General features: G+C 72.5%; 16 protein-coding genes and 1 pseudogene. 4 read left to right on the top strand and 13 right to left on the bottom strand.

What is annotated here, in order from left to right:
- Positions 1-24: 24 nt before the first annotated feature.
- From rsmA to rsmI, 5 genes are all read right to left on the bottom strand, one after another.
- The gene (rsmA, locus tag OHS81_RS21905) at positions 25-939 is read right to left on the bottom strand and encodes a 16S rRNA (adenine(1518)-N(6)/adenine(1519)-N(6))-dimethyltransferase RsmA (RefSeq protein WP_328386374.1); all 915 of its coding nucleotides are present in this window, start codon (positions 937-939) and stop codon (positions 25-27) included.
- A 22-nt stretch (positions 940-961) separates the two neighbouring features.
- Positions 962-2,116, bottom strand: a complete 1,155-nt coding sequence (locus OHS81_RS21900; protein WP_328386373.1) for a ubiquitin-like domain-containing protein — start codon at positions 2,114-2,116, stop codon at positions 962-964.
- 284 nt (positions 2,117-2,400) lie between these two features.
- Positions 2,401-3,333 carry a TatD family hydrolase gene (locus tag OHS81_RS21895; RefSeq protein ID WP_328386372.1) on the bottom strand — a complete coding sequence of 311 codons (933 nt, stop codon included), beginning with the start codon at positions 3,331-3,333 and terminating at the stop codon, positions 2,401-2,403.
- A gap of 33 nt (positions 3,334-3,366) precedes the next feature.
- A complete protein-coding gene (locus tag OHS81_RS21890; RefSeq protein ID WP_328386371.1) occupies positions 3,367-3,825 on the bottom strand; it encodes a hypothetical protein in 459 nt (152 codons plus the stop codon).
- Positions 3,826-4,059: 234 nt separating this feature from the next.
- Complete coding sequence (rsmI, locus tag OHS81_RS21885) at positions 4,060-4,965, bottom strand: 16S rRNA (cytidine(1402)-2'-O)-methyltransferase (RefSeq protein ID WP_328386370.1); 906 nt, start codon at positions 4,963-4,965, stop codon at positions 4,060-4,062.
- 88 nt (positions 4,966-5,053) lie between these two features.
- Between rsmI and OHS81_RS21880 the strand changes: the two genes are divergently transcribed.
- The 4 genes from OHS81_RS21880 (at position 5,054) to OHS81_RS21865 (ending at position 9,695) form a co-directional block, all read left to right on the top strand.
- Complete coding sequence (locus tag OHS81_RS21880; RefSeq protein ID WP_328386369.1) at positions 5,054-6,793, top strand: dolichyl-phosphate-mannose--protein mannosyltransferase; 1,740 nt, start codon at positions 5,054-5,056, stop codon at positions 6,791-6,793.
- Positions 6,794-6,981: 188 nt separating this feature from the next.
- Positions 6,982-8,631: a penicillin-binding transpeptidase domain-containing protein gene (locus OHS81_RS21875; protein WP_328386368.1), complete on the top strand. Its 1,650-nt coding sequence runs from the start codon at positions 6,982-6,984 to the stop codon at positions 8,629-8,631.
- 87 nt (positions 8,632-8,718) lie between these two features.
- The gene (locus OHS81_RS21870; protein ID WP_328386367.1) at positions 8,719-8,847 is read left to right on the top strand and encodes a hypothetical protein; all 129 of its coding nucleotides are present in this window, start codon (positions 8,719-8,721) and stop codon (positions 8,845-8,847) included.
- Positions 8,844-9,695, top strand: a complete 852-nt coding sequence (locus OHS81_RS21865) for a DMT family transporter (protein WP_328386366.1) — start codon at positions 8,844-8,846, stop codon at positions 9,693-9,695. Before OHS81_RS21870 ends, OHS81_RS21865 begins: the two co-directional genes overlap by 4 nt.
- A 23-nt stretch (positions 9,696-9,718) precedes the next feature.
- On the opposite strand, the pseudogene OHS81_RS21860 reads toward OHS81_RS21865, so the two are convergent.
- From OHS81_RS21860 to OHS81_RS21825, 8 genes and pseudogenes are all read right to left on the bottom strand, one after another.
- Positions 9,719-10,671: pseudogene (locus OHS81_RS21860) on the bottom strand (TIGR01777 family oxidoreductase).
- Positions 10,672-10,684: 13 nt separating this feature from the next.
- On the bottom strand, positions 10,685-11,485 hold the full coding sequence (locus OHS81_RS21855) for an SDR family NAD(P)-dependent oxidoreductase (protein ID WP_328386365.1): 801 nt from the start codon (positions 11,483-11,485) through the stop codon (positions 10,685-10,687).
- Positions 11,486-12,096: 611 nt separating this feature from the next.
- Positions 12,097-13,305, bottom strand: a complete 1,209-nt coding sequence (locus tag OHS81_RS21850) for a serine hydrolase domain-containing protein (protein WP_328386364.1) — start codon at positions 13,303-13,305, stop codon at positions 12,097-12,099.
- A 195-nt stretch (positions 13,306-13,500) separates the two neighbouring features.
- Positions 13,501-14,274 (bottom strand): energy-coupling factor ABC transporter ATP-binding protein, encoded by a 774-nt coding sequence (locus OHS81_RS21845; RefSeq protein ID WP_443058744.1) that lies wholly within the window; start codon positions 14,272-14,274, stop codon positions 13,501-13,503.
- Complete coding sequence (gene cbiQ / locus OHS81_RS21840) at positions 14,262-15,023, bottom strand: cobalt ECF transporter T component CbiQ (RefSeq protein ID WP_328386362.1); 762 nt, start codon at positions 15,021-15,023, stop codon at positions 14,262-14,264. The genes OHS81_RS21845 and cbiQ overlap by 13 nt, the downstream gene beginning before the upstream one ends.
- A gap of 1 nt (position 15,024) precedes the next feature.
- The gene (locus OHS81_RS21835) at positions 15,025-16,257 is read right to left on the bottom strand and encodes an energy-coupling factor ABC transporter permease (RefSeq protein ID WP_328386361.1); all 1,233 of its coding nucleotides are present in this window, start codon (positions 16,255-16,257) and stop codon (positions 15,025-15,027) included.
- A gap of 210 nt (positions 16,258-16,467) precedes the next feature.
- Positions 16,468-18,816 (bottom strand): MMPL family transporter, encoded by a 2,349-nt coding sequence (locus OHS81_RS21830; protein ID WP_328386360.1) that lies wholly within the window; start codon positions 18,814-18,816, stop codon positions 16,468-16,470.
- 126 nt (positions 18,817-18,942) lie between these two features.
- Positions 18,943-19,518 (bottom strand): TetR/AcrR family transcriptional regulator, encoded by a 576-nt coding sequence (locus OHS81_RS21825; protein WP_328386359.1) that lies wholly within the window; start codon positions 19,516-19,518, stop codon positions 18,943-18,945.
- Positions 19,519-19,650: the final 132 nt, after the last annotated feature.

Here is a 19,650-nt window from a genome sequence, read left to right as displayed (position 1 = left end):
TGGCTGCTCCCCCGGTCTGTGCGGTCATGCGGTGGCTCCCCCTGTCTGCCGGATGCCGGGCGCCCCGCCCGGTCCCTTGTGCTCGGCGATCCGCGCGAACTCCTCGACGGTCAGTGCCTCGCCCCGGGCCTGCGGGGAGACGCCCGCGGCGACCAGCGCGGCCTCCGCGGCGGCGGCCGATCCGGCCCAGCCCGACAGCGCGGCCCGCAGCGTCTTGCGGCGCTGGGCGAAGGCCGCGTCGACGACGGCGAAGACCTCGTCGCGGCTCGCCGAGGTCTCGATCGGCTTGTCGCGGCGTACGAGGGAGACCAGGCCGGAGTCGACGTTGGGCGCGGGCCAGAAGACATTGCGGCCGATGGCGCCGGCCCGCTTGACCTCGGCGTACCAGTTGGCCTTCACCGAGGGCACGCCGTAGACCTTGTTGCCGGGGCGGGCGGCCAGCCGGTCGGCGACCTCGGACTGCACCATGACCAGGGTGCGGTCGATGGTGGGGAAGGCCGCGAGCATGTGCAGCAGCACCGGCACGGCGACGTTGTACGGGAGGTTGGCGACCAGCGCGGTGGGCGCGGGGCCGGGCAGCTCGGTGACGTGCATGGCGTCGCTGTGCACCAGCGCGAAGCGGTCGGCGCGCTCGGGCATCCGGGCCGCGACGGTGGACGGCAGCGCGGCCGCCAGCACCTCGTCGATCTCGACGGCGGTGACCCGGCCTGCGGCCTCCAGCAGCCCCAGGGTCAGCGAGCCGAGGCCGGGGCCGATCTCGACGACGACATCGTCGGTCGTGACCTCGGCGGTCCGCACGATCCGGCGGACGGTGTTGGCGTCGATGACGAAGTTCTGGCCGCGCTGCTTGGTGGGCCGGACGCCCAGCGCGGCGGCCAGCTCGCGGATGTCGGCGGCGCCCAGGAGGGGGCCGGAATCGTCGGTGGTGCTCTTGGTCATGCCAAAGCCTCGCTGCGCTCGTTCACCCGTGAAGCTTACGGCCGCAGACCGGCCACGGGCTCGCCCCCCTTCTGATGTAGAGCTTCTTGGCCCGGAAGGTCTGTTCCCGGGGGGAGGCGTCCTGCGGGCGGCCGCGGCCGCCGAGGGCCCGCCAGGTGGGGACGTCGAACTGGTAGAGCCCGCCGTAGGTGCCCGACGCGTCGACGGCGTGCGGCCGCCCGCCCGTCTCGCACTGCGCCAGCGCATGCCAGGCGAGGTGGTCGGCGCCGCGCACGGAGGTCGGCAGCACCATGGTGCCGAGGTGCACGATCTGCGGACGGGGCGCGTGCACGACCTTGCTGTGCAGCTGCTTCGGCTTCTGCCGGACGCCGTTGACGGTGCGCACCCGGTAGGTGATGCGCCGCACCCCGGGCCGCCCCTGCTGGACGACCGACTGGACGCCGCGGGCCAGCCGCGGGTCGGCGCGCAGGATCGTACGGAAGGGCAGGCGCTCCTCGCGGACCTCCTTGGATCCGGTGATCCGCATCACGGAGATGGTCTGGCCCTCGCGCGGGAAACTCTCCGGCGGGGCCGAGGTGGTGTCCTGGTCGCGCAGCACGAGGCCGGCCTCGGCCAGCGCCTCGCGGACGGTCGCGGCGTTGGTGCGCACCCGGTGCTCCCGGCCGTCGGCGACGATCACCACCGAGCGTTCGGTGCGGACCGCGAGCTCCATACCGTGCTGCTCGATGCGCCGGGAGCGGTCGGCGGACAGCACGGCGCCCTCGGCCCGTACGCCGAGCTGGTGGAGCGCGCCGGCGACGGTGTCCGCCGTGGTCCACACCTGGCGGCGCTGTCCGTCGATGGTCAGGACGACCGGGCGGCCGTGCCGGACGACGATCTCGTCGCCGTTGCTGAGCCCGGTGCCGGGGGCGGGCGCGACGAGGTCGTGTGTGCCGATGTCGAGATGCTCGGCGGCGAGCAGACCGTCGACGTCGCCGGCGAAGGTGTGCAGGGTGCGCGGGGCGCCGTCGACGGTGAGCCGGACCGCCTTGTCGTGGGCGACGAAGGCGGTGGTGCCGCCGGCGAGGAAGGCGACGACCAGGGCCTGCGGCAGCAGCCGGCGCAGCGCTTCGGGGCCCTCGGCGCGGCGTCTACGACGGCCGCGCGCGGCGCGGTGGCTGCTCTGCGAATGACTCACGGCGCGCTCCACATGCCACGGGATGCGGTTGACGGCCGGAATGTAGCGGAGTGCGGGTGACTCTCCAAAGTCGGTTCGTTACGGAGTGTGGTCGCGGTGGCGCTTCGGTGACGGTGTGCGGTGGCGCCGGAGGGCCGTCCGCGGGCGGGCGGGAGGCAGCCGGGGGGCGGGCAAAGGCCCGTCGGCGGCCGGCGGAATGCGATGGCGTCCGTTCAGTATCCGAAGGCACGCGGGGGGCGCGGGGGTGCTTCCGGATGTGTGTGGCCCGTGCCCGAGGACTTGTGTCAGTACCCGAAGGCGCGGGCCGTGTTCGCCGCGATGGCGGTGGCCAGTGCGTCCTCGGTCACGGCCCTGACCTCTGCCATCGCCCGCAGCGTGACCGGAATGAGGTACGGGGCGTTGGCCCGCCCGCGGTACGGGGCGGGGGTCAGGAAGGGGGCGTCGGTCTCGACGAGGACCAGCTCGGACGGGGCGACGGCGAGGGCGTCGCGCAGCGGCTGGGCGTTCTTGAAGGTGACGTTGCCGGCGAAGGACATGTAGTAACCGGCCGCGGCGCAGATCTCGGCCATCTCGGCGTCACCGGAGTAGCAGTGGAAGACGACCCGTTCGGGGGCACCCTCCTCGCGCAGGATGCGCAGCACGTCGTCGTGCGCCTCGCGGTCGTGGATGACCAGGACCTTGTCGTGGCGCTTGGCGATCTCGATGTGCGCGCGGAAGGACCGCTCCTGGGCGGCCATGCCCTCGGGCCCCGTACGGAAGTAGTCCAGGCCGGTCTCGCCGACGCCGCGGACCTGCGGCAGGGCTGCCAGCTCGTCGATCTCGGCGAGCGCGGCGTCCAGGGCACTGTCGCCACCGGCCTCCCGCGCCCCCTGCCGCGACCAGCCTCCCCCAGCCCCGGGGGGCTGGGAGGTGCCCCCAGGATCCCCCAAGACGATCCGCGGCGCTTCATTGGGGTGCAGCGCGACGGTGGCGTGCACGCTGTCGTGCGCGGCCGCGGTGTCGGCGGCCCAGCGCGAACCGGCCAGGTCGCAGCCCACCTGGACGACGGTGGTCACGCCGACGGAGGCGGCCTTGGCGAGCGCGTCCTCGACGGTGCTCTTGGGGGCACCTCCCGGCGTTAGCCGGGGGAGCATGTCCAGGTGGGTGTGCGAATCCGCGACCGCCACCCGAAGGGGTTCGGGCAGCGGCGGCGGGGTGTTCTTGTCCTGCGGTGCCATGGCCGCGATCCTACGAGGGCCGCGGCACGGGCCTCACTTGCGGTGGTGCTGGAAGGGATGCAGCAGGTCGGAGAGGTGCCAGTGGTGGCGTCCGGAGTCCTCGGCGGTGCTGCCGGCGTGGTCCGGGCCGCTCCCGGAGGGCGCCGGTGCCTTCTTCCGCTCGCTGCCGTGCTGGCGCTGATGCATGCTCGCGATCGCGTCGGAGACCATCGAGACCTGGCCGGAGCGCATGATGCGTACGACGTTGCTGCCGCAGTTCAGGCAGGTGGGACAGGTCAACGGGGACGGGACCCGCTCGCCGTCCGCGTAGTAGACGACATGTGTCTCGCCCTTGCCGTCGACCTGGTGGACTATCTCGTACGCCTGCTCCCAGCCGTGCCCGCACCTCATGCAGGCGAAGGAGTAGGCCTCGTGCGCGGCGGCGTCCGGACGGGCGTCGGGGTGGTCTGGGCCGGTGGTCGAAACGCCGGTGGTCTTCGCGATCTCGCTCATGTGCGCGCTCCTCTTGTCCGCTGGACAAGGTCTTCGGGAACCGTTCGTCCCTCGTCCAGTGGACGCCTTCGGCGCGCACAATGCAGCCCATGGCCGACGCTATTGGCCCAGATTTGGCCGACGGTAGGAAAATCACCTCAACGCGCCGACCTGCGCTTTACCTTTCCGGTCAGCCGTTTACCTTCTGATGAGTCGCTTTTCGCCCGGGGCCGCGCATCAATTCTTCGCGGGGTCCTACGCGGGGTCCTTCGCGGCGTTCCCGGCAGAGCCCTTCTCCGCGTTCTTCGCCGCGCCCTTCTCCGCATTCTTCGCCGCGACCACCGCGTCGAAGACCTCCCGCTTGGGCAGCCCGGCGTCCGCGGCGACCGCGGCGATGGCCTCCTTGCGGCGCTCCCCGGCCTCCTCGCGAACCCGCACCCGGCGCACCAGCTCGTCGGCGTCCAGCTCCTGCGGTCCGCTCTCCGGGGCGCCCTCGACGACGATGGTGATCTCGCCGCGCACCCCCTCGGCCGCCCAGGGCACGAGGTCGCCCAGCGGCCCGCGCTTGACCTCCTCGTACGTCTTGGTCAGCTCACGGCACACCGCGGCGCGCCGGTCGGCGCCGAAGATCTCGGACATGGCGGCGAGGGTGTCGTCCAGGCGGTGCGGCGCCTCGAAGTAGACGAGGGTGCGCCGCTCGCCTTCGACCTCGCGCAGCCGGGAGCGCCGCTCGCCGCCCTTGCGGGGCAGGAACCCCTCGAAGCAGAAGCGGTCCACCGGCAGGCCGGAGACGGCGAGCGCGGTGAGCACCGCGCTGGGGCCCGGTACGGCGGTGACCTTGATGTCCCGTTCGACCGCCGCGGCGACCAGCCGGTAGCCGGGGTCGGAGACGGAGGGCATGCCGGCGTCGGTGACCAGCAGCACCCGTGCCCCGCCGGCCAGCGCGTCGGCGAGCTCGGGCGTCCTGGCCGCCTCGTTGCCCTCGAAGTACGACACGATCCGCCCCGAGGGCTGGACCTCCAGTGCCTGGGTCAGCCGGCGCAGCCGGCGGGTGTCCTCGGCGGCGATCACATCGGCGGCGGCCAGCTCGGTGGCGAGCCGCGGCGGCGCGTCCGCGATCTCCCCGATGGGCGTCCCTGCAAGTACCAGCGTTCCAGTCACCTTCCCATCCTCCCAGGAGGCCGCCGCGCCCCGATCCGCCGGTGTCCCCCGGTGGCGTGCCCACCGGTCCACAGGCCGCTTCCCTACGATGGGCCGGGTGACGAGTGACACCACCGCGACCGACGCCGCCGCGCAGCACGCCCCGGAGCCGGCCAAAGAGCCCCCCGTGTGGCAGCGGCGGCTGCGCCGCTTCGGGTATCCGGTCCGCACGCAGGGCGATGTCCGCGCACGGCTGGTGCCCGCCTTCCCCGAGCCGAGCGGCCGCCTGTGGGCGGTGTTCGGCGTGGGCCCGGCCGCCGCGGCCCGGCTGGCACGGTGGTCGGGCTGGGCCGGTCCGCTGCTGGTGACGCTGTTCGCGGGGGTGCTGCGGTTCTGGAACCTGGGCAGCCCGCGGAAGGTGATATTCGACGAGACGTACTACCCCAAGGACGCCTGGTCGCTGCTGCAGTACGGCTACGAGGGCACCTGGGCCAAGAACGCCAATGACGCGCTGGTCGGGCATTCGCCGCAGATCCTGCTCTCGCCCGAGCACTCGTATGTCGTCCACCCGCCGATGGGCAAGTGGCTGATCGCGCTCGGCGAGTGGGCGTTCGGGATGGACCCCTTCGGCTGGCGGTTCACGGTGGCGCTGCTCGGCACCCTCTCGGTGCTGCTGCTGTGCCGTATCGGCCGCCGGCTGATGCGGTCGACGGCGCTGGGCGCTCTGGCGGGCGCCCTGCTGGCGGTGGACGGTCTGCACTTCGTGATGAGCCGGACCGCGCTGCTCGATCTGATCGTGATGTTCTGGGTGGTGGCCGCGTTCGGCTGTCTGCTGGTGGACCGGGACCGTACCCGGGCCCGGCTGGCGGCGGCACTGCCGCTCGACTCCGAAGGCGTGGCGCACCCGGACGGGGAGGCCGGCGACCGGCTGCGGCTGGGGTGGCGGCCGTGGCGGATCGCGGCCGGGCTGTGTCTGGGCCTGTCCGCCGCGACGAAGTGGAACGGCCTCTACTACCTCGCGGCGTTCGCCCTGATGTCGGTGCTGTGGGATGTCGCGGCGCGCCGTACGGCGGGCGCCCGGCGGCCGTTCCGCTCGACGCTGCGGCGCGACGTCCTGCCCGCTTTCGGGTCCACCGTCGTCATCGCCCTCGCCACCTATCTCGCGTCGTGGTCGGGCTGGATCGCCACGAAGGGCGGCTACTACCGCGACTGGGCGACCACGCCGGACGGCCGGGCGGCCGGCTGGACCTGGCTGCCGGACTGGCTGCGCAGCCTGTGGCACTACCAGACCGAGGTCTACGCCTTCCACACCGGACTGACCACCCCGCACACCTATCAGTCCAACCCGTGGAGCTGGCTGGTCCTGGGCCGCCCGGTCTCGTACTTCTACGAGGACCCCAAGGCGGGACAGGACGGCTGTACGGCGGCCGAGGGCTGCGCCCGCGAGGTGCTGGCGCTGGGCACCCCGCTGCTGTGGTGGGCGGCCTGCTTCGCGCTGCTCTACGTCCTCTACCGCTGGCTGTTCCGGCGGGACTGGCGGGCCGGGGCGATCGCCTGCGGGGTCGCGGCCGGCTATCTGCCGTGGTTCCTCTACCAGGAGCGGACCATCTTCCTCTTCTACGCGGTGGTGTTCGTCCCGTTCCTGTGTCTGGCGCTGGCGATGATGACCGGCGCGCTCATCGGAGAGCCGGGGTCAACCGAGCGGCGCCGCACGATCGGTGCGGTCGGTGCCGGTGTCCTGGTTCTGCTGATCGTGTGGAATTTCATCTACTTCTATCCCCTGTATACGGGTATGCCCATTCCCAAGTCGGCCTGGCACCACCGGATGTGGTTCGACACCTGGGTGTAGCCGGCCGGTCGGCCGCGGCCGACCGGAGGCGGACCGGCGGGAGTTCGACAACTCTGTAACAGCTGTACAACAGCGCGTCACCGGACCGTGCCCTGATCGAGACTCAGCGCCTCCCCGTGTCCCTTAGAGTGCGGTGCACGTTCTTGTGTGCGTATTCAGGGCCGAGGCTCTGGGAGGGATTCGGTGGCATGCGCCGAGAGGTGAAGTACGGGCTGATCGGCGGATCGGTGGCCCTGGTGGCGGGAGTCGTGGGCGGCTTCGCGCTGTTCGGCGGCTCGGACGAGTCTCCGCAGGAGGTCAGGTCGGCGGACGCCAAGGCAGGCGACAAGCCCAAGGTGGCGACCGGTCCCCTGTCGGCCAAGGAGGTCCACACGACGGCACAGGGCTTCCTGACCGCCTGGCAGTCCGGGGACGCGGCCAAGGCCGCCGGGATGACGGACGACCCGGAGAAGTGCAAGGCCGCCCTGGAGGCCCTGGCCAAGCAGGCCCGGTTCTCGAAGGTGGCGCTGACGCCGGGCACGCCGTCGGGCGACAAGGTGCCGTACTCCGTCGCCGCGCAGATCGACTACAAGGGCGCCAAGGCGGCCTACTCGTACCGCACCGCCACGACCGTGCAGCGCGACAAGACCACCGGGAAGCCGCAGATCGCCTGGCAGCCGGCGATGCTGCACCCGGGTCTGGCCAAGGGCGATCAGCTGCAGACCGGCGAGGCCGAGGCGCCGCCGATCAAGGCCGTGGACCGCAACGGCGCCGCGCTGACGCCCGAGGCGCATCCGGCGCTGGCCGGGGTGCTGGACAGCCTGCGGGACAAGTACGGCGACAGGACCGACGGCAAGCCTGGGGTGGAGCTGTTCATCCACCGCGCCAAGAGCGCCAAGCCCGCGGACCAGTTGCCCGACAAGACGCTGAAGGTGCTCTCCAAGGGGACCCCGGGCACGCTCAAGACCACCCTGGACGCCAAACTGCAGTCGGCGGCCGAGCGGGCGGTCAAGGGCAAGAAGTCCGCCTCCGCCGCCGCGGTCAAGCCCAGCACCGGCGAGATCCTGGCGCTCGCCAACTCCCCCGAAAAGGGGTTCAACATGGCCACCCAGGGGTCGCTCGCCCCCGGCTCGACCATGAAGATCGTGACGTCGGCGATGCTGATGGACAAGGGCCTGACCTCGCCGGGCAAGAAGAACCCGTGCCCCAAGTACGTGACCGTCGGCGGCTGGAAGTTCCAGAACCTCAACAAGTCCGAGATCAAGGACGGCACCTTCGCGCAGAGCTTCGCCGCGTCCTGCAACAACGCCTTCATCGCGCACGCCAAGGACCTCGGCGACGACGACCTGACCAATGAGGCCCGGGACGTCTTCGGCATCGGCCTGAACTGGCAGACCGGCATCCCCACCTTCGACGGTGCGGTGCCCGTACAGCACGACGCGCAGATGGCGGCCTCGCTGATCGGCCAGGGCGGGGTGCGGATGAACCCGCTCAATGTCGCCTCGCTCTCCGCGACGGTCCGGGCCGGCTCCTTCCACCAGCCGTACATCGTCTCGCCGTCGCTGGACCACCGGACGCTCGCCAAGGCCGCCCGCACCATGAAGCCGTCCACCCTCAGCGGCCTGAAGTCGCTGATGAAGCTGACGGCGACCTCCGGTACGGCCGCCGAGGCGATGGCCGGGGTCAGCGGTGACATCGGCGCCAAGACCGGCTCCGCCGAGGTCGACAACCAGAAGAAGCCCAATGCCTGGTTCTCCGCCTACCGCGACGATGTCGCCGCGGCGGCGGTCGTCCCGGCGAGCGGCCACGGCGGCTCCAACGCGGGCCCGCTGGTCCGCGCCATCCTCACCGCCGGCTGACGGGGCGGGGCACCCGCCCGGGGCCCCGCATCTCATCGACCGGATTCCGTTCGCATGGCCCGCACCGCCTTCGCTAGCGTGCGGGCCATGAGCGATTCCCGGTCCGGCACCACCCCGGAAACCCCGCACTCCACGGCCGTCTTCCCGCTCGCCCCTGCCACCCTGATCGCGTACGCCGGCAGCCGGGTCACCGACGTCCGCGGGCGCACCGCATGACGCCGCTCGTCGTCGCCGCGGTCCTGATGGCCGCCGTCACCCACGCCAGCTGGAACGCCATCGCCCACGGCATACGCGACCAGCTCCTCGCCTTCACCCTGGTCGGCGGCGGCGGTGCGCTCTGCGGCCTGGCCATGGCCGCCGTCACCCCGCTGCCCGCGGCCGGCGCCTGGCCCTACCTCCTGGCCTCCAGCGTGCTGCACATCGTCTACCAGGCCCTGCTCATGCAGTCGTTCCGGCTGGGCGACTTCGGCCAGATGTACCCCATCGCCCGCGGCACCGCGCCCCTGGTCGTCACGGTCCTGGCCGCCGTCTTCGTCCATGAGGTCCCCAACGGCTGGGGGCTGGCCGGTGTCGCCCTGGCCTCCGCCGGGCTGGTGGGCGTCGCCCTCTGGGGCATCCGCGGTTCGGGCACCAAGCCGCACTGGCCGGCCCTCCTCGCCGCCCTCGCCACCGGCCTGGCCATCGCCTCCTACACCACCGTCGACGGGCTGGGCGTCCGCGCCTCCGGCACCCCCCTGGGCTATATCGCCTGGCTGATGATCCTCGAAGGCATCGTCATCCCCGTCTACGCGCTCGCCACCCGCCGCCGCCGGCTCCTCACCGAACTGCGCCCCATCGCCCTGCGCGGCATGGCCGGCGGGGTGCTCTCCGTCTTCGCCTACGGCCTGGTGCTGTGGGCGCAGACCCGCGCGCCCCTCGCCCCCATCGCCGCCCTGCGCGAATCGTCCATCATCGTGGGCGCCGCCATCGGCGCCCTCTTCTTCAAGGAACGCTTCGGCGCCCCCCGGATCGCCGCGGCCGGCCTGATGGTCCTCGGCATCGGCCTGATGCTCCACACCGGCTGAGCGAGCGGCGCCCCGCGGACGGCTCAGGTACCGGCGCGTGCGCCGCGTACCCGCCGCACGAGGTCGTCCGCGGCGTGCCGCCACTCCCCGTGGTCAAAGGCGAATCCCGCATCGAGCAGGCGGCCGGGCACCACACGGCGGCTCTTCAGCAGGAGTTCGGTGTCGGAGCGCATCGCGAACGCCCCCAGAGCCGCCATCCACTTCGTGGCCGGCAAGCCCACCGGGACACCCCAGGCGGCCCGCAGCGCGCGCATGAACGCGGGTGCGGCAGCGGGGCGGGCGCGGCGAGGTTCACCGGCCCGGTGAGCTCGTCCCGGTCGACCAGGAACTCGACCGCGCGGACGAAGTCACGGTCATGGATCCACGACACGTACTGCGCCCCGCCCGCGACCGGGCCACCGAGCCCGAGCCGCGCCAGCCGCAGCAGCACGTCGAACACGCCGCCGCGATCGGGGCTCATCACCATCGCGGAGCGCAGCGCGACCTTACGGGTGCCCGGGGTCTCGGCCTCTTCCTGCGCCCGCTCCCAGGCCTTGGCGATCTCGACGCTGTACGCCCAGTAGCCCGGCACCCCGGGCTCCGAGCCGCCGACCACCCCGGTCGCCTCGTCGTGCGGGGCGTCGAAGCGGTGGGCGTACAGGGTGGCGGTGCTCATCTGCAGCCAGACGCGGGGCGGCCGGGAAGCGGCCGCGATCGCCTCCCCCACGACGCGGGCCGAGTCCACCCGCGAGTCCATCATCGCCTGGAGGTTGGCCTGGGTGTAGCGGCAACTGACGCTGCGTCCGGCCAGATTGATCACGACGTCGCTGCCGTCGACCGCCGCTGCCCAGGGGCCCTGCGTCACGCCGTCCCACTGCACTTCCCCCGCACGCACCGGACGCCTGGTCAGCACCACGACCTCGTGCCCTGCGGCGCTCAGCGCACGCTTCAGGACCGTCCCCACCTGGCCGGTCCCACCGGGTATCACTATCTTCACCGGGCCCCTCCCCTCATCCCTCATCCCCATCGGCGCCGCCCCGCAAGGCCCTGGCCAGCTCCCCGTTGGCGACCAGCACCCCACCGTCCACCGGCAGCGTGATCCCGGTGACCCACGCGGCATCCGACGACGCCAGATAGGCCACCGCCGCCGCGATGTCCTCCGGCTGCCCGACCCGCCCCAGCGGGTACGCCGCGGCCGCGCGCCGCAGCCCGTCCTCGTGACCGGCCCAGGTGGGGGTGTCGACGGTCCCCGGGGCGACGAGGTTGACCCGTACGCCACGCGGGGCGGCCCGGCCGGAGAGCGTACGGGTCAGGCCGGCCAGACCGGCCTTGGCGGCGCTGTAGGCGTGATTGCCGAAATCCTGGATGCCGTTGACGGACCCGATGTTGACGATCGCGCCCCGCCCGCCGGCCGCGGCCAGATGCGGCAGCGCGGCCCGTGCACACCGGAAGGCGCCGCCGAGCGTGATGTCGAGATCCGCTGCCCAGTCCTCGTCCGTCTCGTCCTCGAACAACGGGGTGTCCGGATGGCACCGGCAGGCGTTGTTGACCAGCACGTCCAGCCCGCCGAAGCGCTCCACCGCACGGGCCACCGCCGCCTCCACGGCCGCCCGGTCCCCCACGTCGCACGCCATCGCCCCGGCCGTCCCGCCGGCCTCGCGGATCCCCTCCGCGGCGCGCTCGGCCCGCGCCCCGTCGAGATCCGTCACCAGCACCCGGGCGCCCTCCCCGGCCAGTCGCCGCGCGGTCGCCTCCCCGATCCCCCGCCCCGCACCGGTGATCAGCACGCTGTATCCGTCGAACCGTCGCACAGTCTTTTCACCCCATGTTGTCGGCGTACCTTGCAGTGTGCCGTGCGCCTCCGGCGGGGGTGGCGGGTTTGGGCGGGCCGCCGTTCGCCTCCGGCGGGGTGGGGTGGTGTTTGGGCGGGGGCCGCGTTTCGCCTCCGGCGGGGGTGGTGTGGTTTGGGCGGGGGCCGCTTGCTGTTCGTGGTGGGTGCCGGTGGCGGGCCTCCGGGGCCTGTGTGGTGGACTGCTTCGCTTTACGTCCACCACACAGGCCCCTCCGGCCCACCACCTCCCGCCCGGGACGGCGCCCCCGCCCGGTGGGGGTAAAGGTTTCAAAGACCAGTAGCTGAGCCCGCACCACGATGCGGGCCCAGCTACTGGTCTTTGTCTGTTCCTTCACCCCCACCGGGGTGGGGTCCCTCAAACCGTCGGGAGGGGGCGGGGCCGGAGGGGTGGGTGTTCGGACGTAAAGCGAAGCAGTCCGAACACCCACCCCGGAGGCCCCGAACCCGCCACCCACCACAACAGCCGGGACCCCACCCCAAACACCACCCCCGCCGAAGGCGGCACCCCCACGACAACCACCCCCGCTCCCGCCGAAGGCGGGAAAGAACAACAGAAAGAAAAACGGCGGATCACCCGGCAACGTGGGAAACAGCGCGCAACAGCGCCTGCGCACGGGCATCCGCCGTAACATTCCGCTGCATCCCATTGGTGACATAGCCGAACGCGAGCCCCGTCTCCGGGTCGGCGCACGCGAGCGCGCCCCCGCGGCCGGGGTGGCCGAAGGAGCCGGGTGCCAGGAGCGGCGAGGCCGGTCCGTGGAGCATGAAGCCCAGCCCGAAGCGGGTGGGGACGAGGAGGGTGCGGTCGGGCCCCGCGGACTCCTCGGTCCGGGCGAGGGTGAGCGTCGCGGGCGCGAAGAGCCGGGGCCGGCCGTCGACGGCCCCGATGAGCGCGGCGTAACAGCGGGCCAGCGAACGGGCGGTGGCGATACCGGCGGAGGCGGGCAGCTCGGCGGCCCGGTAGGCGGGGTCGTTCTCGTCGGGCGCCGGAGTGATCGCGGCGAAGGCGCGACTGGTGAGCGAGTCCGGATCGGCGTAGGCGTCGGCGAGGGACGGCTTCGGGCGCACCCGCAGGCCCGTCGCGGCGGGCGGGGCCGGCGCCCCGACGGCGGCCAGTCGTCCGACGCGGGACTGTGCCGCCTCGGGCAGGCCGATCCACAGGTCGAGGCCGAGCGGCCCGGCTATCTCGTCGGCGATCCAGCTGCCGACGCTGCGACCGGTGACCCGCAGCACCAGCTCGCCGATCAGCCAGCTGTAGGTCTGCGCGTGGTAGCCGTGGTCGGTGCCGGGCTCCCAGAGGGGTGCCTGGGCGGCGAGTGCGGCGGGGCCGCTGACGCCGTCGATGGCCTGGCCGGGAGTGAGCGGGGTGTCCAGGGCCGGGAGGCCGGCGCGGTGCGAGAGCAGGTGGCGGACGAGGACGCGTTCCTTGCCGGCGGCCTTGAACTCCGGCCAGTAGGTGCCGACGGGCGCGTCGAGGTCGAGTTGTCCGCGCTGGTGCAGGAGCAGCGGGACGAGGGCGGCGATGCCTTTGGACGCGGACCGGATCACCTGGGCGGTGCCGGCCTCCCAGGGGGCCGCGCCCGCCGCGTGCTTGCCGGCGTCCCCGTCCTTGGTGCCGCCCCACAGGTCGACGACCTTGCGCCCGTGCCGGTACACGGCGACCGCCGCGCCCCGCTCGCCGCGCCGGTCGAAGTTGGCCATGAAGGCGTCCCGGACCGGCTCGAAGCCGTCCTCGACCGTGCCCTGGACGTCCACCACTGATTCCTGCTTCCCACTCATCCGTCGCTTTCGTGACCCATCCATGGTGCAACGCGCGGATCAGTGCTGATGACCAGGACCGCACCCCGTGGCGTTCGTCACACGGGTGCGCCTGGGCCCGGATCTCACCGGGGCCGGCTCAGCGAAGGGGCGTCGTCGGCCCAGCGGCGGGGCACCGTCGGCTCGGTGGCGGGCCGGCGGCGGGTCAGCGGCAGGTCACCGCGGAACGTCGACCGACCGCGGATCGAAGCCGAAAGGCAGCTCCAGCCGGTGGGTGCGCATCAGTTCCTCGTCGCACAGCAGCTCCTGGGTGGTCCCGTCGGCCACGAGCACCCCGTCGGAGAGCACGACGGACCGCGGGCACAGCTCCAGTGCGTAGGGCAGGTCGTGCGTGACCATCAGGACGGTGACGTCCAACGACCGCAGGATGTCGGCGAGTTCACGGCGGGAGGCCGGGTCGAGGTTGGAGGACGGCTCGTCGAGGACCAGGATTTCCGGCCGCATCGCCAGCACGGTCGCGACGGCGACGCGGCGGCGCTGCCCGAAGGAGAGGTGGTGCGGCGGACGGTCGGCGAAGTCCGCCATGCCGACCCGGGTGAGCGCTTCGGTGACCCGCTCCTCCAGTTCGGCGCCGCGCAGCCCCGAGGAGGCCGGGCCGAAGGCGACGTCCTCGCGGACGGTGGGCATGAACAGCTGGTCGTCGGGGTCCTGGAAGACGATGCCGACCCGGCGGCGGATCTCCGCGAGGTTTTCCCTGGCGACCGGGAGGCCGGCGACCTCGACGGTGCCGGCGCCCGCTTCGAGGATGCCGTTGAGGTGCAGGACGAGGGTGGTCTTGCCGGCGCCGTTGGGGCCGAGCAGCGCGACCCGCTCACCGCGGCCGACGGTCAGGTCGACGCCGAAGAGCGCCTGGTGGCCGTCGGGGTAGGCGTAGGCGAGCCGGGAGACGGCGAGGGAGGCGGCGGGGGCGGTGGTGCTCAAAGGGTCCATCCCAGGAGGCAGACGGCGAGCGCGGCGAGGGGGAGGGCGGCCGCGCCCGTCCATTGTGCGCGGGTGGCGGCGGCCTCGCCGACCTGGGGCATGGTGCCGGTGTAGCCGCGGCTGACCATGGCGAGGTGGACCCGCTCCCCGCGCTCGTAGGAGCGGATGAACAGCGCGCCGGCCGACTTGGCGAGCACGCCCCAGTGGCGCACGCCGCGTGCCTCGAAGCCGCGGGAGAGCCGGGCGATCCGCATCCGCCGCATCTCGTCGGTGATCACATCGCCGTAGCGGATCATGAAGGAGGCGATCTGGACGAGCAGCGGCGGCATCCGCAGGCGCTGCAGGCCCAGCAGGAGTGCGCGCAGTTCGGTGGTGGCGGCGAGCAGCACGGAGGCGGCGACGCCCAGCGTCCCCTTGGCGAGGATGTTCCAGGCGCCCCACAGCCCCGACTCGCTCAGGCTCATCCCGAGGACCGCGACGCGCGGCCCCTCCGCGACGAACGGCATCAGCAGGGCGAAGGCGACGAACGGCACCTCGATCAGCAGCCGCTTGAGCAGGAACCCGGCCGGAATCCGGGCGGCCCCGGCGGCGGCCGCGATCAGCAGCGCATAGAGCCCGAACGCCCAGACGGCCTCCCGCGGGGTGGAGACGACGACGAGGACGAAGCAGAAGACCGCGGCGATCTTGCAGTGCGCCGGCAGGGCGTGGACCGGTGAAGGTCCGTGCCGGTACAGCTTGTGCGCATGGCCGGCGCCCATCTCAGGCACTCTCCGAGGGGCGCCCGGTGCCCGCGGCCTGCTGCTCGCCGCTGCCCGCGCCCGGCTGCTCACCGCTGCCGGTGTTCCTGCGGCGCCGCAGGACGACGAATACGCCGGTGCCGACGGCGAGCGTCGCGCCGACCCCGATCACACCGGCGAGGCCGCCGGCCAGGCGCGGGTCGGTGATGTCCTTGACGCTGTAGTCGGCGAGCGGGGAGTCCTTGGCGGCGTGGTCCCTGGCCTTGGCGTCGATGCCCTGGTCGTGGGCGACCTTCTCCAGGCCGTCGGGGCTGGCGGAGGCGTAGTAGCTGATGCCGCCCGCGCACACCAGGGCGGCGGCGAGCCCGGCCAGCCAGACCCGGCGGGCGGAGCGGCGCGGGGCTGCGGAGACCGCGGAGGCGCCTGCGGGAGCGGGGGCGGCGGAGGCGGGTGCGGAAGCGGCGGGCCGGGAGGGCTCGTCGGCCGGCGCGGACTCGTCGGCAGGAGCAGACCCGTTCGCAGGAGCAGACCCGTTCGCAGGAGCGGCGAGCGGCGAGGTCCGCAGCTCCAGCGGCTTGGCCAGGCCACGTGCGCCGTACACCAGGTCGGGGCGTACGGCTATCACCGCGCCGACCGTCAGGGCGGTGATCGCCGCCTCGCCGATCCCGATCAGGACGTGGACGCCCACCATGGCGGTGAACACCTTGCCGATCGACACATCGGCGGTCCCGCCGAGCGCATAGATGGCGGTGAAGGCCACCGCGGCGGCCGGCACCGACACCAGCGCGGCGACGAACGAGGCCACGGTGACCGAGCGGCGCCGCCGGGGCAGCACCTTCACCAGCCCGCGGAACAGGGCGTAGGCGACCACCGTCGTCACGATCGCCATATCGGTGATGTTCACGCCCAGCGCGGTCAGCCCGCCGTCGGCGAACAGCACGCCCTGCATCAGCAGCACGACGGAGACACACAGCACACCGGTGTACGGGCCGACGAGAATCGCCGCCAGCGCACCGCCCAGCAGATGCCCGCTGGTGCCCGCGGCAACGGGGAAGTTCAGCATCTGCACGGCAAAGATGAACGCCGCGACCAGTCCGGCCAGCGGCGCCGTACGCTCCGCGCCCGCGATACCGCCCGCGCCCGCACCCGCCAGCTCGCGCCGGGCGCCGCGCAGGCTGACCGCGACGGCGGCGGCGGCGACCACACCGGTCGCGGCCGACACCGGCGCATTGATGAATCCATCGGGTACGTGCATCTCAGGCTTCTTCCGCTTCAGGCTCTGCAACCCACCAATGGTGGTGTCTCCTGCAAATAACTTGCAAGAGCGCCCATGATGCGAAACGGCCACGGCGCGCGCAAAGGCGGGTCCCACCTGCACGCCCCTCCCCCAGGGGAACATGCACACGGATGAGGGGCACGAAGCTCGCGCCGGGCCGCGCGATGCGCTCCGGCCCGGCGCGGTCCGTCAGACGCGCACCGACTCGCGTGCGGCGTTCTCGTCCGGCCCTTCGGTGGTGCCGGTGCCGGAACCGCCGCCGCTGTCGCCGCTGTCGCTGTCGCTGCCGCCGAGCTGCGTACGCAGCCCCTCCCCCTCGACATCCACATTCGGCAGGACCTTCTGGAGCCACCGCGGGAGCCACCAGGCGGAGCGGCCCAGCAGCGCCAGGACCGCGGGCACGAGGGCCATGCGGACGAGGAAGGCGTCGAAGAAGACGGCGATGGCGAGGCCGAAGCCGATCATCTTGATCATCGAGTCGGAGGAGCCGATGAAGCCGGCGAAGACGCTGATCATGATGACCGCGGCGGCGGTGACCACGCGCGCGCCGTGCCGGAAGCCGGTGACCACGGCCTCGCCAGGACGCTCACCGTGGACGAAGGCCTCGCGCATCCGCGTGACGAGGAAGACCTCGTAGTCCATCGCCAGCCCGAAGACCACGCCCACCATGAAGATCGGCATCATGCTCATGATCGGTCCGGTCTGCTCGACCCCGAACACGTCGCCCAGCCAGCCCCATTGGAAGACCGCGACGACCGCACCGAGCGCCGCCACCACCGAGAGCAGGAAGCCGAGCGCCGCCTTGAGCGGGACGAGCACCGAGCGGAAGACCACCATCAGCAGCAGGAAGGCCAGGCCGACGACCAGCGCCAGATAGGGCACCAGCGCGTCGTTCAGCTTCTGCGAGACATCGACATTCATCGCGGTGGTGCCGGTGACCAGGGTCTTCGCCCCGGTGTCCGTGGCGATGCCGTGCGCCGTGGACCGGATGTCGTGCACCAGGTCCTCGGTCCCGACGCTGCTGGGCTTCGACTTCGGGACGACGTTCAGCATCGCGGTGTCGCCGGCCTTGTTGAAGGTGGGCGGGGTGACGACGGCGACGTCGTCCAGCGTGCCGACCTCCTTGGCGACCCGCGCGGCAGCGGACTTGGCGGTCTGCCCGGCGTGCGCGTCCCGCCCGTCGACGACCAGCATCAGCGGACCGTTGACGCCCGGGCCGAAGCCGTCCGACAGCAGGTCGTACGCCTTGCGCTGGGTGGTGTGGGTGGGCTGCGAACCGTCGTCCGGCAGTCCCAGCTCCAGCGAGGCCGCGGGGATCGCGACAACACCGAGGCCGATCACGCCCGCGAGCAGTACGGAGACCGGACGGCGCAGCACGAAGCGCGCCCAGCGGGTGCCCATGTTGGGCCGCTCGGTGGCGGTGGCGGGCCGGCCGTGCTCCTCACCCGCCGCCTTCTCCTCCCCCTCTTCCTCATCCGCCTTACGCGCCTCACCCGCCATACGCGCCTTGCGTTCCTTACGCGCCTTACGGGGCAGCACCCGTGCCCCCGCGAAGCCCAGCAGCGCCGGGATGAGGGTGAGCGCGATCAGTACGGCGATGACGACGGTGCCGGCCGCGGCCAGGCCCATCTTCGTCAGCATCGGGATGTTGACGACGGTGAGGCCGACCAGGGCGATCACCACGGTCAGCCCGGCGAAGACGACCGCGGAGCCCGCGGTGCCCACCGCGCGTCCGGCGGCCTCCTCGCGCTCGCGGCCCTCGGTGATCTCGGCGCGGTAGCGGGAGACGATGAACAGGGCGTAGTCGATGCCGACGGCGAGGCCGATCATCGTGGCCAGCGTCGAGGTGGTGCTGGAGAGGTCGAGCGTGCTGCTCAGCGCGGTGATGGTGGAGACGCCGATGCCGACGCCGATCAGCGCGGTCAGCAGCGGCAGTCCGGCCGCGATCAGCGCGCCGAAGGTGATGACGAGGACCACCGCGGAGATCGCGATGCCGATGACCTCGGTCGCGCCGGTCTCGGGGATGGCCTGCAGCGCGTTGCCGCCGGTCTCGACGGTCAGCCCGGCGTCCCGTCCGTCCTTGGCCGCGTCCTCAAGGGCGTCCTTCGAAGCGTCACTCAGTTCAAAACCGGTGACCTTGTAGGAGACCTGGGCGTAGGCGGTGCGGCCGTCCTTGCTGAGGGCCTTGGCGGCGTACGGGTCGGCGACCCGGTCGACCTGCGAGGAGCCCGACTGCAGGGCGTGGACGGTCCGTTCGACGGCCGCCTTGTTCGCCGGGTCCTTCATCGTCTCGCCCGCGGGGGCTTTGAAGACCATCCGGGCCGTGGCGCCGTCGGCGTTCGTGCCGGGGAAGCGCTGGTCGAGAAGGTCGAAGGCGCGCTGGGCCTCCGTGCCGGGGATCGAGAAGGAGTCGGCAGCGGGTGCTGCGGCGGTGGCGGCCCCGACGCCGGCAACTGCCAGCAGGGCCACCCATATCAGGGCGACGAAGCGGCGCCGCCGGAAGGCGAAGCGGCCGAGCTTGTAGAGGAAAGTGGCCATGAGACCGGGTGCTCCCGTCGGATGAAGGGCGTGCAGGGGCGTACGGAGGCGTGCGCCATCACCCCGGCGACGAGAGCGGCGTGCCGGGTACGAGGGCTGGGATGAAGGGGAGTGGAGCGGGCGGGATCAGACGCCGAGGGCGGGGAAGACCACGGCGTCGAGATAGGCGGAGAGGAACGCGGCATCGGCGCTGCGGTCCTCGATGAGCTGCTGGGCGATGAGGGCGCCGACGAGCATGTGCGGCGCGAACTGGAGCGCGGGGCAGTCGGCCGCGATCTCGCCGCGGTCGATGGCGCGCTGCAGCATCGCGTTCAGCCCGGTCACCTCGGGGTCGAGGAGGACTTCGTGCAGGGCCCGGTGGAGCTCGGGGTTGCCGTGGATGGCCATCCCCAGCCCCCGCATCAGGGCCGCGTCCTTCTCGACCTGCCCCGCGTTGTCGGCCCGGCGCACCAGCTCGGCGAAGTCGCCGCGCAGGCTGCCGGTGTCGACGTCCGCGGTGCTGACCGGCTTGCAGTGCCGCAGCGCCCTGGCGACGAGCTCCGGCTTGCCCTGCCACTGGCGGTAGAGGGTGGCCTTGCTGGAGCGCGTACGGGCGGCAACGGCGTCCATGGTCAACGCGTCATAGCCGACCTCGCGGAGCAGATCGAGCACGGCGTTGAAGAGCTCGGCCTCCCGCTCGGGAGTCAGCCGGCTGCGCCCCATGACACCTACCTCCTGGTCGGACCGTACGCACGCGGCCACCTTACCGACGACAACTGCGAACGAAACGGTTTCGTACACCTCGAAGATAGGCCCCTCCCGATCGAAACGGAAGCGTTTCGCTAGTGGCCTGCG

The organism is Streptomyces sp. NBC_00400, assembly GCF_036048035.1.
GTDB lineage: Bacteria > Actinomycetota > Actinomycetes > Streptomycetales > Streptomycetaceae > Streptomyces.
Note: the sequence above shows the minus strand (reverse complement) of the source record. Positions and strands in the feature narration are given on the sequence as shown.

Excerpts from the sequence above, each read along its gene's own strand:
- OHS81_RS21830 (WP_328386360.1), bottom strand. The coding sequence starts at position 18,816 with ATGGCCACTTTCCTCTACAAGCTCGGCCGCTTCGCCTTCCGGCGGCGC.
- OHS81_RS21845 (WP_443058744.1), bottom strand. The coding sequence starts at position 14,274 with ATGGACCCTTTGAGCACCACCGCCCCCGCCGCCTCCCTCGCCGTCTCC.
- OHS81_RS21865 (WP_328386366.1), top strand. The coding sequence starts at position 8,844 with ATGACGCCGCTCGTCGTCGCCGCGGTCCTGATGGCCGCCGTCACCCAC.
- OHS81_RS21850 (WP_328386364.1), bottom strand. The coding sequence starts at position 13,305 with ATGAGTGGGAAGCAGGAATCAGTGGTGGACGTCCAGGGCACGGTCGAG.
- OHS81_RS21825 (WP_328386359.1), bottom strand. The coding sequence starts at position 19,518 with ATGGGGCGCAGCCGGCTGACTCCCGAGCGGGAGGCCGAGCTCTTCAAC.
- OHS81_RS21870 (WP_328386367.1), top strand. The coding sequence starts at position 8,719 with ATGAGCGATTCCCGGTCCGGCACCACCCCGGAAACCCCGCACTCCACG.
- OHS81_RS21835 (WP_328386361.1), bottom strand. The coding sequence starts at position 16,257 with ATGCACGTACCCGATGGATTCATCAATGCGCCGGTGTCGGCCGCGACC.
- OHS81_RS21895 (WP_328386372.1), bottom strand. The coding sequence starts at position 3,333 with ATGGCACCGCAGGACAAGAACACCCCGCCGCCGCTGCCCGAACCCCTT.
- OHS81_RS21880 (WP_328386369.1), top strand. The coding sequence starts at position 5,054 with ATGGGCCGGGTGACGAGTGACACCACCGCGACCGACGCCGCCGCGCAG.
- rsmA (WP_328386374.1), bottom strand. The coding sequence starts at position 939 with ATGACCAAGAGCACCACCGACGATTCCGGCCCCCTCCTGGGCGCCGCC.
- OHS81_RS21875 (WP_328386368.1), top strand. The coding sequence starts at position 6,982 with ATGCGCCGAGAGGTGAAGTACGGGCTGATCGGCGGATCGGTGGCCCTG.
- cbiQ (WP_328386362.1), bottom strand. The coding sequence starts at position 15,023 with ATGGGCGCCGGCCATGCGCACAAGCTGTACCGGCACGGACCTTCACCG.
- OHS81_RS21890 (WP_328386371.1), bottom strand. The coding sequence starts at position 3,825 with ATGAGCGAGATCGCGAAGACCACCGGCGTTTCGACCACCGGCCCAGAC.